The sequence below is a fragment of the Micromonospora sp. RL09-050-HVF-A genome, from assembly GCF_019374995.1.
GTDB classification, from domain to species: Bacteria; Actinomycetota; Actinomycetes; order Mycobacteriales; family Micromonosporaceae; genus Micromonospora; species Micromonospora antibiotica.
Map to the genome: position 1 here is coordinate 2066896 of NZ_JAGKQP010000002.1, position 14424 is coordinate 2081319.

Consider the following 14424-nt stretch of genomic DNA (forward strand, 5'->3'; position numbering starts at 1 on the left):
GTTCGTCGTGACGCGGTACCGCTACCGCTGCTGGCTCTGGTGAGCTGGCAGTGCCTTCGGTAGCGTCAAACGCACCCGTCCGCCGTCATCGATTGGGGATGCTGCCTTCGTGTCACAGGTTGAGAAGATCACTGGTGAGCTCCGCGCCCTGATGGCCGGAGTCGAGCGGGCGCAGGGGTTGACGGCCGCTGCCGACCGGCAGGCGCAGGAGGTGGCATTACGTGCCACGAGCGCCGGCTTCCTCGCCGTCGCCGCAGGCGTCGCCCGGATACGCACCGCGATCACCGACGTCCAGGGCACCCTGGGACGGCTGGGAGGATCGATCGGTGAGGCGACGAAAGCCGCCGCCGCCGTACCCCAACAGGCCACCCCGCAGGAGACGGTCGCCGCACTGACGCCCGTGCAGAGCGCCATCGGCGCCGCCCGCGACGCGGCGGGCGGCGTCATCACCCAGATCGGGGAGACACAGCAGCTCGTCACCACGATCCTCCAGGGCGGCCAACCCGGACCGCTGCTACAGGCCCTCGACGGCATCAAGCAGGTCCTGATGCAGGTCGTCGCCCGCACCAACGGTGCACGACAGGCCACCGAGGCGGCGATCGCCGAGGCACAGCGGGTGGGATCAGCGGGAAACTGACGGGGCTGGAGGTCAGTGCGCGCGGAAGCCGTTCTCCAGGTCGAGCATGGTGCCCTCGGCCTTGGCCCGCAGCGCCGCGACGACCCGGCGTGCCAGCAGCTCCGGCATGCGCTCCCGGATCTGCTCCTCGGTGCACCAGGCCCAACTGCGCAGCTCGTCCGGTGGCAGGAGGATGTCGGCCGCGCCGGCCTCATCGAGGGTGCCGCCGTCGTAGACGAACATCATGCCCTCGGTGCGGTCCGGCCGAGGGGGCACCCAATCGGTCACCAGCAGCCGACCAGGCACCACCGACCTGCCCAGCTCCTCCTCCACCTCACGGGCCGCCGCCTGCCGAGGAGACTCGTCCGCGTCGACGCACCCGCCGACGATCTCCCAGTAGTCCTTGTAGACGGGCTCGACCAGCAACGCCCGCCCGGCAGCGTCGGTGATCAGAACTGCCGCGCCCATCCGCTTACGGGGAAGCGTCGCCGTGTAGTCGCCGGATGGTGTGCTCACCTTCGCAGGCTACCCGCGCCGGCGGCCCCGGCATGTCACCTTCGACCGTCCTGGACGGCTGACGAGGAACCATCGACATGGCTGGCCCGTGTCCCGCGGGCCAGCCATTCGTCAATCCGGAACTGCACAGATAACGGGCCTGCCGCACACTCGGTGGTGACGGAGCGTGCTGTTGTCCGAGGAGGATGCAGTGGCGGATCAGGCTTCGGGTCAGGTCCGCTTACGGCTCGCGATCTCGTCGGAGAGTTGCTGCACACGGGCTGGGTCCGCGTCCCGGGCAAGGGCGACGTAGTGGTCCATGACGGCCGGCCGGTAGCGCACGGGCAACGTCTGCCCCGGGGCGAGTCGGGTGAGCTCGGTGATCGTGAGGTCTTCGTCGGCGATACCGCGGAACGAGATGCCCTCGGCGGTCTCCACGTCGAACATCAGGACCACGCGAGGGTTGCTGTTCACCTCCCGCCAGTCGACGAGAACGCCGAGCGCAAGCACCCCCGTACGCAATTCCGCATTGCGCTTCCGTGCGTCACCGCTCAGGAGCGGGTTCGGGGCGACGCCCGGGAAATCGGGCCCGACGCCCAGCGATTCCCGACTCAGGTCGGGCCTGAGCTGCGCCATCGCATCGTCGAGCTTCTTCTTCCAACCGAACATCCTGACCCCTCCTCACACCGGCGCCGGGATCTCGGGCTGACGCTTCACCACCACCGCGATCATACGTCGCCGGCCGTTCCCCTCCGACCCGGGCGGCCCGTTGGTTGCAGGAGCATCCCCTCGAACAACGACCACTGGGAATCCGAGAGCACCTGAAAAGACGACCGGGCCAGAGTCCCGGCCACCTTTGTCACACGCCCTCATAATGACGCTGGCCGACGGCCCGAGTCAGTCCCTTGCAGAATCGTGATGCGGCGGCGGGGTGAACGGACCGCCAGGCGTCCGCCCGACTCGCTCGGCGGCCTGCCGGGTGTCATCATCGAAAAGGACAAGTCGTACGCGCTCGACGGCCGGCGGTGCCGTCTGCAATCCGGTCAACGCCTGGACGACAGCGTCCTCCTTAGGCCACCGGTACACGCCAGACGAGATCAGCGGGAACGCCACCGACGTCGCGCCGAGCTCGGCCGCGATGATCAGCGAGTTGCGGTAGCAGTCACGCAGCAATGCCGATCGGTCCTCGGTGGCGCTCCATACCGGCCCGACGGTGTGGATGACCCAGCGGGCCGGAAGGCGGCCCGCAGTCGTCGCCACGGCCCGCCCGACCGGCAGTCCCCGGCCGAACCGGCTGGCCCGCAACGCGCGGCATTCGTCCAGGATCGCCGGGCCACCCCTACGGTGGATCGCACCGTCCACCCCGCCACCACCCAGCAACGACGAATTCGCCGCATTGACGATCGCATCCACCCGCTCCGCGGTGAGATCCCCCGTGACGAACTCGATCTCCATGGCCACCATCATGAACCATCCGCATACCCCGTGCCGCCGACAAACCCCCGTCGATCACCCGCACTCCAGGTCGCATACGCGCACATGCCGCGATCCGCATGCTTACCGGGATCATCGTGCGTCGAGCCTGCCCGGGGCGTACGGAGCCGGACAGGGGGACGAAGTTCAGCCGATGATGGCGGCGAGAGTGGGGTTCGCAGCTCGCGTCGTAATAGACGGCTGCGGCGAGCGGTCTGGCGGTCGTTGAAGAAGCTGGGACTGCGGTTTCACCTGCCAGTTCGTCGGGAGCCGGGTCGCCGACCTCCACCCTTAGACCCAGAACTGCGGCGTCGGGTCGGCTGATCAGCCGGTCCGTCGACGGCACCAGGGCTGGAGAACGACACCGGAGGCGCTGCAGGACGGGAGGACTGCGGCGGCGGCCATTGCGACGCCGCGAGCTGGGCCCCGGTGACCGGCAGGGTGGGCGAGATCTGGTCGAGCAAGCGCTGCGCCAGAGTGGCGTCGATCTCGACGTCTGCGCTGATGCGAACATCGGCCGCAGTCGCCAGGTCCACGACGTCATCGCTGGTGAACGCATCAGCTCCGAGAGTACTCAGCCGTCGCGCGAGCTCCTGGACATTGATCATTTGCAGCCTCATCGTCAGATTGTTAGTTATCCACCGTAACCCCCGCTTCGGTCGGCGGATCCTGCGCCCGCCGTTCGGGCTGCTGGGCCGGCAGTCGACGCTGACAACTACGACCGCTGCGCGGAGGTCCGCAACTCTTCGGTGAGCTGATCGCGCGCCTGCAGGGTCGTCACGCTCTGTGTTACCCATGCAGTCCGCGACGCCCGCGATCCGCTCCGGGAGGGCTGCCGTTCAGGTCGTCGTGACGCGGCGGCCGACGCCGAGGCCGCGAGCCAGCCTCCCCATGGCCTGGGCCATGCGGGAGGGCGTGGAGTCGGGGGCGGGGATAGTGATCGGCCTGACGCGGCCGTTGTGCAGTGCAGTGAACCGCCAGCCGTCCTGGGCACGGATGGCGACCAGAGTCTGCCGGGACAGTCGCCGCTTGGGCAGCGTCGATCGCCAGGGCATCAGGACCGATGCGGTGCCGTGGATCACCGCGACGTCCGGGCTGACGTAGCGGATCGATTCGATGCCACCGACGAGCGCGGATCCGGCAAGCACGCCACGGAAGAGCCGGTCGTGGGCTTCTTGCATCGGTACGCGGCCGACTGCGCGGGTGCCGTCGTAGGAGACGTAGTCGGAGTCTTCGGTGAAGCAGTCCGCGTAGGCGACCGCGTCGTTGTCTGTCCATGCCTTCATGAGGCGGTCGAACAAGGCGCGAATCGCGCGGTCGTCGACGTTCATGGGTGCTCCCTATCGGGTAGGATCAAGTCGTCGAAGATTACGATAGCAGAAAGGTTCGAATGTCGAAACGTGAGTTGATTGGTCTCGTAGCCACGCATCTGCGGCTGCTGCAGCAGAGCATCGACGCGTTCGACGAGGCCGCAGCCGCCGCGCTGGAGATCAACCGCACGGATCTGCGGGCACTCGACCTGCTACTGGAGGGCGACAAGCCGCTGTCGGCCGGAGAGCTGAGCAATGCGCTGAGCCTCAGCCCGGCCGCCACGACCACGGTCATCGACCGCCTCCAGCGCGCCGGACTCGCCGACCGGATCGCGGACCCGCACAACAGGCGGCGGGTCCTCGTCGCGGCCACCGATGCCGCCCGTGGCGCCGAACGCCAGATCTACGCGCCGGTCGGCGTCGCGGGTTCCGAGGCGCTAGGCCGATACACGTCCGAGCAACTCGCCACCATCCTCGACTTCCTACGCGTGGCCCGTCATGTCCAGGAAGAGCAGACAGCGCGGATCGCGAGCACACAGACCCGGCTGTACCCGACGTAACAACCTCCTGGCAGCCCGGCGAACCCCACCGGAGATCGCTCACCCGCCGCACATCGAATCGACGCACGGACATGCCGCTGACCGCGCGTCACGCAACGTCGCAGTCGGCCAATCAAGAGAATCCCTGGTCTTGTCGGGAAGCGGATACCGCTGCGTGGCGTTGAGCGTGGACGGCCTGTAGCCGCCTCACCGGGGCGAAAGTGGGGTGTAGTCTGCAGTGATCATTTGGCACTGGGAGCGGACGACCGATGGGTGCGCGTACCGCACTGCTCGCTTTCACCGAGGGTGGTCTGCGCCCTGCTCTGCGGGGAGCGGTCCGGTCGCGCCCAGCGGAGGTCATCGACCTTGTGCGCGGGATGCATCCCGGCTCCGAGGTGACACCGATCGGTGACGGTTCGCTCGGTGACCACAGTTGTCCGCCGGACGACACCAGTTATGCGACCGTCCTGGCTGGTGCCGAGCTGTTCTGCGACCGCCGGCTCGTCTGTGCTCTCCCATCACAGATACCTGCCTGGCTGCTGCGCGCCGCGGAGGGCCGGCGGATCATCATGCACGGCATGCACTCGGTCTCCGACTCGCTGTGCTTCGCGGTGTGGGAGAACGGCGAACTTCTCCGCTCGCTGAGCATCTCGCCGGTCGCCGGCATCGGGGAGAACATCGGCGAGCCCTACGACTTCGAAATGCCATATTGGGCGGGCGAACACCCCGTCGAGCCCGTGCTCTCCGAGGAGCCGTACCCTCTTGCCTTCCACCCGTTGGAACTGGGCGAGCAGGCCCTACGCGCGTTCTTCGGCTTCATCCTCGAGGGCCGACCCGACCCGGACGACATCGACCCGTTCGATGTTCCCCTGCACGGCTTCCACGTCGCCGACCCAACCGGCCGGGAACAGGCGGAACGCGACGACCTGATGGAACGAATCCTGCAGAGGATGGAACCGCCACGGCGTCACCGCATGATGCCGGACGGCACGCTGCGCCGACTCGACGACGGCGAGATCTGACCCCGAAGACCGACCTGCGAGCACTGCCAGGCCCACTCAAACCCGTACTGTCACCGGTCGCCCGGGGACGGGGCAGCACTCGCGTGACGATGGGCGTCCCGGGAGTTGTCATAGAGGCCGGCGATCGTCGCCGCCCGGCAGCCCAGAGCGGCCCGGAGGGAGGGCGGGGAGAGTGCCTCCGCATCGGCGCCGAGTTGCCATACGGCCCAGATGGCATGCCGCAGGTTCTCGAAGGTGACGTTGAGGCGCAGCCAGCCGTCCGTGTCGGGCTCTTCGGCCCGAACGGCCACGGCACTGGCCAGTAGTTCCTCACGCCACATCGGGGCGACCCTGACCGACACCGAGATGTGGTCGGCGGACAGGAACTGCGCGCACCGCTGCTTCCAGAGTAAGTCGAGATCGATGTGATCGGTGCGCTGCGCCCGTTCGTCAAGTTCCTCGGCGGCCAGCATCCGGGACAACCGGTAGGTGCGGTCTTCGCCGTTGCGGGTCGCGAGCAGATACATCCGGTCGCGGACGGTTACCAGGCCTACCGGGTCGACAGTGCGCCACAGTGGGCTCTGGTCACGGGCCGCGTAGTGGATTCGCAGCCGGTTACCGGCGACCACGGCACGCCGCACAGTCAACATGGTGCTGTCAGGGACGTCTCGGGCAGCCTGCCGGCGGGATAGCAGATCGGTCTCCGGCTCCACGAGTAGTCGTTGGGCCGCGTCGCTGACGGTGACCTGGTGGCCGTCGGGCAGCGCGTCCACGACCTTGCGGATGGCCGAGGAGAGGGCGGCACCGAGACCGAAGACCTGTTCACCCCGGGCGGAGGCAGCGGTCACCAGGGCCAGCGTCTCGTCGTGGTTGAGGCCGGTGAGCTCGGCACGAAAGCCGGGTAGCAGAGCGACGCCTCCGTGGCGGCCGCGCTCGGTGTAGACGGGCACGCCGGCGGCGGACAGCGCTTCGACGTCGCGCAGCACCGTACGCGTGGAGACCTCGAGTTCCCGCGCCAAGGTGTCGACGGTCAGCTGACCACGCTGGCGGAGGAGCAGCATCAGCGAGACAAGCCGATCGGCGCGCACGGGACAACTCTAGCCACGGACCGCCCGGAATACCTGACACAGGGTGTCGTGATTACTTGTGACACTCGTCGGCAGGAGCTCGACATGCCGCCTGTTCGGGCGGCGGGACGAACACGTCCTCGACCGAGCTCGTCCTCAATTGAGTCTAAGGAGTAACTGTGGCAGCAGAGCGTATCGCGGTCAACCCGGTGAACTGGTCCCTCGAGATGGGCTTCAACCAGGGTGAGATCGTTTCTGGTCAGACCCGGACGCTGTACGTCTCGGGGCAGACGTCGATGAGCCCGGAGGGCAAGCCCGAGCACGATGGCGACATCGCCGCGCAGCTCGCGCTGTGCGTCGACAACCTGGAGGCCGTGCTGAAGGAAGCGGGCATGACCCTGGCGAACCTCATCCGCTTGAACGTCTACACCACCGACGTCGACCAACTGTTCCCCCACTACGGCGTGCTCGCCGGGCGACTGGGGTCTGCGGGTGTCGCGCCGACCACGACGATGCTCGGGGTGACGCGCCTGGCGATCCCCGGCCAGCTGGTCGAGCTCGAGGGCACCGCCGTCGCCTGAGCCGACCTCGCCACGCTCGCTGCTCGTGCCGGTTCGTCCGGCGCGGGCAGCTGGCAGATTGGGTGACCCTGGTGGCCAAGAGCCTGCCCCCCGGCTGGGCGTCGCGACTGCGACAACTGACGGACCGTGTCGGGCACGTGTTCGCCCGCCCCGAGCCCCGCGTCGTCTTCCACGACCTGGTCGAAGGGCTGCTGTCGGACCTGCCGAAGAAGAACTGCTGGTCCTTGTCCGAACGGGCCGGGCACAGCCACCCGGGCCGAATGCAGGCGCTGTTGTCGCGGGGCGCGTGGAGCGCCGACGCCCTGGAGGCCGAGGTCCGCTCGTACGTCATCGAGCACCTGGGTGACCCGGACGCCATGCTCGTCATCCGCGACGCCCAGGTGATCAAGCGGGGTGACAAGTCCGTCGGGGTGGGACCGCAGCACTGCACGCTCACCAACCGCATCGAGAACTGCCAGGTCGCGGTCATGCTGGCGTACGCCGCGCCCGCCGGGACGGCGTACGTCGGGCATCGGCTGCACCTGCCGCGTACCTGGATCGCCGACTCGGTGCGCCGCAGGAAGGCGGGCATTCCCGCCGACGTCGCGTACGCCTCTCGGCCGGAGCAGGCCGTCGAGCTGCTGGCGGAGGCAGTGGATGCGGCGGTGCCGTTCAGCTGGGTCAGCCTCGACGACGGATACGCCCAACATCCGCAGGTCCGGGACTGGTGCGTGCAGCGCGCCCTGCCGTACATCGCGGCCGTGCCGGCGACGCTACCCCTGATCAGGGTCGGTGCGACCAGGTCGTCCACCACGACCGGCCCCGAACAGATCCTCGGCCACATCGCCGACAGTTACTGGCACCGCCGGACCGAACGGGCGACTGGACGCACGCACGACTGGGCGCTCGTCGGGCTCGGCGGCAGCCTGCTGGTCGGTGGCGAGGTCCCCACCCGCGGGTTCGCCCAGTCGCTCATGGTACGGCGGTCGGTCGACAACCCGCACGATGTCGCCTACTTCGTGGCCCACGCGCGCCGCCGCACACCCGCGTCCGTCCTGATCGGTGCGGCGGAGCGGCGACACCGCGCGGGACAGCCGGAGCAACCCGGCGACGAACTGATCGGTCTCGACCAGTACCAGGTGCGCACCTGGACCGCCTGGCACCACACGATCACCACGTGCATGCTCGCCCACGCGTTCCGCACGGTGCAGCACACAACGGCACCCGATGCCCGCACCGCCGTCCGCAAGCCCCGGCAGGTCGCGGCCTGCCGCCCGGGGGTGGGCACCGGGGCAGCGAGCCACCCACTGCGCAGCGGCTCGGGGCACTAGCGGACGTCGTGAGGGCGGGGCCGGCCGGGTACCGGTCGGCCCCTCGGGCGGTGGCAGGGGCGGGGATCCAGGCCGTGGCAGCACACCGGCGGCACCGTCCGAATCGGACCATCACTCTCATTTGAGTTCCAGCCCGGCTGTCGTCATCCGGTATTTATGCCCGGTTCACGACACGTGACATCACCTGCGCGACGGAATTCGCAAAACGCCGTGAGGCCACCACGAGTCCAAGATCCGCAACTGTAGTCGCCAACTTCGGCCGGCGCGTTTTGGGGGCATCCTTCCGGAAGGAGAAAATCGAGGGTTCGCGTTTTGGCTGGTAGTAAGCACGAGTCAGCAGCACAACGTCCCACCAAGCGATTCATGATGTTGAAATATTGTCGCCGCCCGAGCTTAATGTGTCTTGACAGAGCCAGATGCGGGCTGTTGTATCAATGCCATCAGGCCGCCGGAACGACAAACCGGGGACCATGAAACGCGCCCGTAAATGACGGTCAGATGAGCGACTCAAACCCTAGTAACCACTTCCAATTAGGGGGAGACAGTCATGCACGAAATCAAGCGCACGATACCCATTGTCGCCGCCGGCGGCATCCTGCTGGCCGCCGGCACGCTCTTCGGGGCCAACTCCGCCTATGGCCAAACCGACACGAACAATCCCCAGCAGACACACGCGAATCACTCCATCGACCACCGGGCGCATGCCCGCGTGCCCGGATTCGTCGCGCCGACCACCACCGCCGTACCGACCCCGCCACCAACACCGCCGCCCTCCAGGCCGGCGCCCAGAGCCCCGCCGAGCTGATCAACCTCCTCGGTCAGCGGATCGTGGCGAAGGACGTGGACGGGATCGTCGCGCTTCAGGAGCGCGAGGCAGCCATCATCGACTGGGACGGATCGGTCATTCGCGGGCATGCCGCCATTCGCGCATTCTACGTCGAGTGGTTCGAATCAGACCCGATCCTCCAGGTCAGCCCGCTCCAGATCGTGGAGGCCGGCGGAACACGCGTCGGAAACAAGGTGATTGGCCGTTCAGCGTCCGTGATGGGCACCTACACACTCGAACAGGACGGGCCCGACGGCACCCGGGTGAGCTTCTCGGGGAACTTTTGCGACATCGTCCGCCAGCAACTGAACGGCACCTGGCTCTACATCCAGGACAATCCCTACCCGCCGCACAGCTGATCTGCCCATCCACTGACCACGTCCCCCTCACGCACTCCACCGCACGTCGGTAAGTGAGCCCGTAGCCGATTAGCCAGCCTAATCGGCTACGGGCCACACCCGAAGTAACCAGCGAATGCCGAGATGTCCGAGGTTGGGAGAGAGTGTGAACGCCATCTCACTCGATGTTCCACCGGTCGAGGCCGCCGAGCAGCAACCTGAATGGGAAGACCCGGCGCAGGTCGCGCAAATCCGCGACGTCCTGGCGAGCCTTCCTCCACTCATCGAGGCGGAGTCACTTCCCACGTTCCAGAGTTCACTCGCCGACGTCGCCGCCGGGCACGCCCAGGTACTGCAGGCCGGTGACTGTGCCGAGGACCCTGCGGAATGCACCGCGGAACACGTCAGGCGCAAGGTGGACCTGCTCGACGCCCTCGCCGCCACCATGAGCGCCGCCACCGGCCGACCCGTCGTCCGGGTGGGCCGCATCGCCGGCCAGTACGCCAAGCCACGGTCGAGGCCCACCGAACAGGTCGACGGCGTCGACCTGCCCGTCTACCGCGGCCACCTGGTCAACGATCCTGCGGCGACCCGCCCGGCACGCCGGCCCGACCCGCAGCGGCTGCTCGCGGGATACCGGTCGGCGAGACGGACCCTCAGCGAACTCGGGACCGTCCGTGCCGCCGGGGCGCCCGTCTGGACCAGCCACGAGGCACTGCTGCTCGACTACGAGGTGCCGATGCTGCGCCGTGACCGCGCCGGCCGGGTCGCGCTCACCTCCACCCACTGGCCGTGGATCGGTGAGCGGACCCGGCAGCTCGACGGTGCCCACGTCGCCCTCCTCGCCCAGGTGGTGAACCCGGTCGCGTGCAAGGTCGGGCCGACGATGACGGTCGTCGACCTGCTCGCGCTGTGCGCACGGCTCGATCCGCTACGGGAACCGGGACGCCTCACCCTGATCGCCCGACTGGGCGCCGACGTGGTCGCCGACCGGCTACCGCCGCTCGTGCGGGCCGTACGCGCGGCCGGGCACCCGGTGGTCTGGCTGGTCGATCCCCTGCACGGCAACACCGTCACCGCAGCCACCGGACGTAAGACGCGCATCCTGTCGACCATCCTCCGGGAGGTCACCGCGTTCCAGATCGCGGTACACGCCGAAGGTGGGGTCGCGGGCGGCGTACACCTCGAGACGACCCCCGACGACGTGACCGAGTGCCTTGACGACGGGCACAGCAGCGAGCCGGCCCGCCTGCGGTACACCTCGCTCTGCGACCCGCGGCTCAATCCCCGCCAGGCGCAGACCGTGGTCTCCGCCTGGCGGACGTCACCCCTGACGAACCGGGCTGAGGAGAAACCGTGCCGGGCCTGACACCGATCGCCGCCTACCCGCTTCCGACCACGGGCGACCTGCCCGTCAGCATCGCGCAGTGGACTCCCGATGCCAGCCGGGCAGCGCTGCTCGTCCACGACATGCAGCGTTACTTCCTCGGCCCGTTCGACCCGTCGGTACGCGGGGCGCTGGTCCGCAACTGCGTCCGGTTACGCCAGCGGTGCGGCGAACTCCGCGTGCCGACCTATTACACGGCCCAGCCCGGAGGCATGACCGAGCAGGAGCGCGGCCTGCTCAAGGACATCTGGGGTCCCGGGATGAGCGGGCAACCCGGCGACCGGGAGATCGTCACCGAACTCGCGCCCGGACCGGCGGACCACGTGCTCACCAAGTGGCGCTACAGCGCGTTCCACCGTTCGGACCTGCTGACCCGGCTACGCCGGCAGGGTCGCGACCAGCTCATCGTCTGCGGGGTCTACGGGCACGTCGGAGTGCTGGCCACCGCCCTCGACGCGTTCACCAACGACATCCAGCCCTTCCTCGTCGCCGACGCCATCGGTGACTTCTCCGCCGACCACCACCAGTTGACGCTCGACTATGCGGCCACGCGTTGCGCGGTGGTCACCACCACGGAGGAGGTCTTCCCGTGAACGCGGCCCGCCTGCTCCGACAGCTAGTCGATCCCGGCCGGGAGGCATTCGCCCTGCTGCACCGCCCCGAGTCGGTGGGCGGCGACCGGGTGGAGATCCTGTCCGGCCGGATCAGCACCGTCGCGCGGCTCGCCGACGTCCCACTCCCCGACGCCCCGATCCACCAGGCCGGGCCGGGCGACGAGACGCTACACGAGACGCTGGTGCTGGTGCCCCACCAGCAGATCACCGAGCGGGGATTCACCGCCGTCATGGACGGGTCACCGCTGATCACTCTGTCGGTGACCGAACAGGGCTCGATGACCAGGGCTGAAGCGTTCGAACACCTCCCGGACGACCCGATCAGCCTCACCAACGGCGGCTTCGACACCGATGACGGCAGCTACGCCGACACGGTACGTGCGGTACTCGCCAACGAGATCAGCACCGGTGCCGGCGCGAACTTCGTCATCAAGCGGTCGTACGTCACCACCGTCACGGGGTACTCCCCGCGCACGGCGCTGAGCCTGTTCCGCCGGCTGCTCGCCCGGGAGACCGGCGCCTACTGGACCTTCCTCGTGCACACCGGCACCCGGACGTTCGTGGGCGCCACCCCGGAACGGCACGTCAGCCTGCGTGGCGGCGTGGCGGCGATGACCCCGATCAGCGGGACCTACCGCTACCCGAGGACCGGACCGGTCCTGGCGGAGGTTCTCGACTTCCTCACCGACGGCAAGGAGACCGACGAGCTGTACATGGTCCTCGACGAGGAACTCAAGATGATGGCCCGGGTGTGCGACAGCGGGGGCCGGGTGGTCGGCCCGTTCCTGCGGCAGATGGCCTGGCTCGCGCACACCGAGTACAACATCGAGGGCCCCAGCAGCCTGGACCCCCGCGACATCCTCCGGGAGACCATGTTCGCCCCGACCGTGACGGGCAGCCCGTTGGAGAACGCCTTCCGGGTGATCGCCCGCTACGAACCGCACGGCCGCGGCTACTACGGCGGCATCGCGGCCCTGATCGGCCGGGACGCCGGTGGCGCACGGACCATGGACGCCGCCATCATGATCCGCACCGCCGACATCCGTCCCTCGCAGACCGACGACAGCGCCCGCGTCGAGGTCGGTGTCGGTGCCACGCTCGTCCGGCACTCCGATCCCGACGCCGAGGTCGCCGAGACCCACGCCAAGGCCGCCGGGGTGCTCTCCGCGTTGGGCATCGGCGAACGCCTCGACGGGCACCCACTGATCCGACAGGCGCTCGACCGCCGCAACACGGCGATCGCGAGCTTCTGGCTCAGCGACGCGCAGACCCGCAGGCGGCCGCAGCCCGCCCTGGCCGGCCGCCGAGCCCTGATCGTCGATGCCGAGGACGCCTTCAGCGCGATGCTGGCCCACCAGCTACGGGCACTCGGCCTGGCGGTGCAGGTGGCCCGGGCCGACACCCGCCCCGGGTTCGACGCCCACGACCTCGTCGTCCTCGGCCCCGGCCCGGGTGACCCGCGCGACACCGCCGATCCACGGATGAGCCACCTCACCGAGGCGATCGACCAGCTCCTCGCCCGGCGTACCCCGTTCCTGGCGGTGTGCCTGAGCCACCAGCTGCTGTGCCGGCACCTCGGCCTGCCGCTACGGCGGCGGGACATCCCCAACCAGGGCGTCCAACGTGAGATCGAGCTGTTCGGCACCCCGGCACGGGTCGGCTTCTACAACTCCTTCGTCGCGTACGCGCGGATGGAGCAGTTCCACAGTCCCAGGGCGGGCGAGGTGCGCGTCAGCCACGACCCCACCACCGGTGAGGTGCACGCCCTACGCGGAGCCCACTTCAGCTCGGTGCAGTTCCACCCGGAGTCGGTCCTCACCCAGGACGGCGAACGCGTGCTGGGCGACCTGCTGGCATCGCTGACACACATCGAGGAGGTCATGAACGCATGAAGGCCGCCGTCTCCTGGTGGGACCTCGCCGGGTCCACCCAGACCATCGACTCACTGCGCCACTACCTGCGCGAGGAGGGCGTGCAGCCGTGGGAGCGGGTGCACGGAATGCGGCTCAAGTTCTGGATCTCCGACCGGGAGACCAACCGCTGGGGCGCGGTCATGCTGTGGGACGCCACCGCCGACCTGACCGCGCCGCTGCCGCCGAACCGGGCCACCGAGCTGATCGGATACCCGCCCACCGTGCGGATGATGACCGAGGTGGAGGCCATCGTGGAAGGGCTGCACGCCGGCCCGTCCGACGACCGTGGGCTGGCATTCGGACCGGTCCGGAACCCGTCGTGAGTACGTCGGCACAGCAGCTGGGCGTCGATGTCTTCGCCACCCCGCCCGACGAGCCGATGGGGCTGCTGCGGAGCTGGCTGGACGCGGCGCGGGCGGACGCCGTCCGCGAGCCCGGCGCGCTGGCGCTGGCGACCGCCGACGCCGACGGTCGCCCGTCGACCCGGATGGTGCAGGTCCTCGCCGTGCGCGACAGCGGACTGCTGTTCGCCACCCACTCCGGCAGTCGCAAGGGCCGGGAGTTGGCGGCGAACCGTTGGGCGTCGGGTGTCCTCTACTGGCGGGAGGTGGCCCGCCAGGTGGTCGTCAGCGGGCCGACCGGCCCGCTGGGAGCCGACGAGGCCGACGCCCTGTGGACGGCCCGGCCGGTCGCCACCCACCCGATGTCGGTGGCGTCGCAGCAGAGCGCACCCCTCACCGACGAGGAGGCGTTGCGCGAGCAGGCGCGGCGGCTCGGCGACGGGGGCCTGCCGTTGCCCCGCCCGGATGCCTGGCTGGCCTACCTGCTGGAGCCGGATTCGGTCGAGTTCTGGGAGTCCGACCCGGGCCGGTTGCACCGTCGGCTGCGCTTCGACCGCGACGGCACCGGGTGGCGGTCCGGTCGCCTTCAACCCTGACCACCCGGACAGTTCGC

Annotated in this window: 17 protein-coding genes; 12 read left to right on the forward strand and 5 right to left on the reverse strand. The window is 69.0% G+C overall.

Annotated features, from left to right (window positions below; translation table 11 throughout):
- Positions 1–109: 109 nt before the first annotated feature.
- Positions 110–637, forward strand: a complete 528-nt coding sequence (locus J7462_RS08950; protein WP_219463414.1) for a DUF6244 family protein — start codon at positions 110–112, stop codon at positions 635–637.
- A gap of 12 nt (positions 638–649) precedes the next feature.
- On the opposite strand, the gene J7462_RS08955 is transcribed toward J7462_RS08950, so the two are convergent.
- The 4 genes from J7462_RS08955 to J7462_RS08970 form a co-directional block, all read right to left on the reverse strand.
- Positions 650–1132 (reverse strand): NUDIX hydrolase, encoded by a 483-nt coding sequence (locus J7462_RS08955; protein WP_308290835.1) that lies wholly within the window; start codon positions 1130–1132, stop codon positions 650–652.
- Between the two features lie 210 nt (positions 1133–1342).
- On the reverse strand, positions 1343–1780 hold the full coding sequence (locus J7462_RS08960) for a hypothetical protein (RefSeq protein WP_219463416.1): 438 nt from the start codon (positions 1778–1780) through the stop codon (positions 1343–1345).
- Between the two features lie 228 nt (positions 1781–2008).
- Positions 2009–2566: an O-acetyl-ADP-ribose deacetylase gene (locus J7462_RS08965; protein WP_219463418.1), complete on the reverse strand. Its 558-nt coding sequence runs from the start codon at positions 2564–2566 to the stop codon at positions 2009–2011.
- An 857-nt stretch (positions 2567–3423) separates the two neighbouring features.
- Positions 3424–3915 carry an SgcJ/EcaC family oxidoreductase gene (locus J7462_RS08970; RefSeq protein ID WP_219463419.1) on the reverse strand — a complete coding sequence of 164 codons (492 nt, stop codon included), beginning with the start codon at positions 3913–3915 and terminating at the stop codon, positions 3424–3426.
- 59 nt (positions 3916–3974) lie between these two features.
- Between J7462_RS08970 and J7462_RS08975 the strand changes: the two genes are divergently transcribed.
- Together J7462_RS08975 and J7462_RS08980 are read left to right on the forward strand one after the other, a co-directional pair.
- Entirely contained in the window at positions 3975–4454 is a 480-nt protein-coding gene (locus tag J7462_RS08975) for a MarR family winged helix-turn-helix transcriptional regulator (protein WP_219463421.1), read from the forward strand.
- A 248-nt stretch (positions 4455–4702) separates the two neighbouring features.
- Positions 4703–5455, forward strand: coding sequence for a hypothetical protein (locus J7462_RS08980; RefSeq protein ID WP_219463423.1), 753 nt, complete (start codon positions 4703–4705; stop codon positions 5453–5455).
- A 50-nt stretch (positions 5456–5505) separates the two neighbouring features.
- On the opposite strand, the gene J7462_RS08985 is transcribed toward J7462_RS08980, so the two are convergent.
- The gene (locus J7462_RS08985) at positions 5506–6522 is read right to left on the reverse strand and encodes a YafY family protein (RefSeq protein WP_219463425.1); all 1017 of its coding nucleotides are present in this window, start codon (positions 6520–6522) and stop codon (positions 5506–5508) included.
- A 206-nt stretch (positions 6523–6728) separates the two neighbouring features.
- On the opposite strand from J7462_RS08985, the gene J7462_RS08990 reads away from it, so the two are divergent.
- The 9 genes from J7462_RS08990 (at position 6729) to phzG (ending at position 14407) form a co-directional block, all read left to right on the forward strand.
- Positions 6729–7082 carry a RidA family protein gene (locus J7462_RS08990; protein WP_219470155.1) on the forward strand — a complete coding sequence of 118 codons (354 nt, stop codon included), beginning with the start codon at positions 6729–6731 and terminating at the stop codon, positions 7080–7082.
- 62 nt (positions 7083–7144) lie between these two features.
- Positions 7145–8392: an IS701 family transposase gene (locus J7462_RS08995; RefSeq protein ID WP_219463427.1), complete on the forward strand. Its 1248-nt coding sequence runs from the start codon at positions 7145–7147 to the stop codon at positions 8390–8392.
- A 547-nt stretch (positions 8393–8939) separates the two neighbouring features.
- Entirely contained in the window at positions 8940–9197 is a 258-nt protein-coding gene (locus tag J7462_RS09000) for a hypothetical protein (protein ID WP_219463430.1), read from the forward strand.
- Positions 9198–9220: 23 nt separating this feature from the next.
- Positions 9221–9577 (forward strand): nuclear transport factor 2 family protein, encoded by a 357-nt coding sequence (locus J7462_RS09005; RefSeq protein WP_219463432.1) that lies wholly within the window; start codon positions 9221–9223, stop codon positions 9575–9577.
- Between the two features lie 145 nt (positions 9578–9722).
- Positions 9723–10925 carry a 3-deoxy-7-phosphoheptulonate synthase gene (locus J7462_RS09010; protein WP_308290838.1) on the forward strand — a complete coding sequence of 401 codons (1203 nt, stop codon included), beginning with the start codon at positions 9723–9725 and terminating at the stop codon, positions 10923–10925.
- Entirely contained in the window at positions 10913–11536 is a 624-nt protein-coding gene (locus J7462_RS09015) for an isochorismatase family protein (protein WP_219463436.1), read from the forward strand. The genes J7462_RS09010 and J7462_RS09015 overlap by 13 nt, the downstream gene beginning before the upstream one ends.
- Complete coding sequence (locus J7462_RS09020; protein ID WP_219463438.1) at positions 11533–13449, forward strand: anthranilate synthase family protein; 1917 nt, start codon at positions 11533–11535, stop codon at positions 13447–13449. The genes J7462_RS09015 and J7462_RS09020 overlap by 4 nt, the downstream gene beginning before the upstream one ends.
- Positions 13446–13793 carry a hypothetical protein gene (locus J7462_RS09025; protein WP_219463439.1) on the forward strand — a complete coding sequence of 116 codons (348 nt, stop codon included), beginning with the start codon at positions 13446–13448 and terminating at the stop codon, positions 13791–13793. Before J7462_RS09020 ends, J7462_RS09025 begins: the two co-directional genes overlap by 4 nt.
- A complete protein-coding gene (gene phzG, locus J7462_RS09030) occupies positions 13790–14407 on the forward strand; it encodes a phenazine biosynthesis FMN-dependent oxidase PhzG (RefSeq protein WP_219463441.1) in 618 nt (205 codons plus the stop codon). The genes J7462_RS09025 and phzG overlap by 4 nt, the downstream gene beginning before the upstream one ends.
- Positions 14408–14424: the final 17 nt, after the last annotated feature.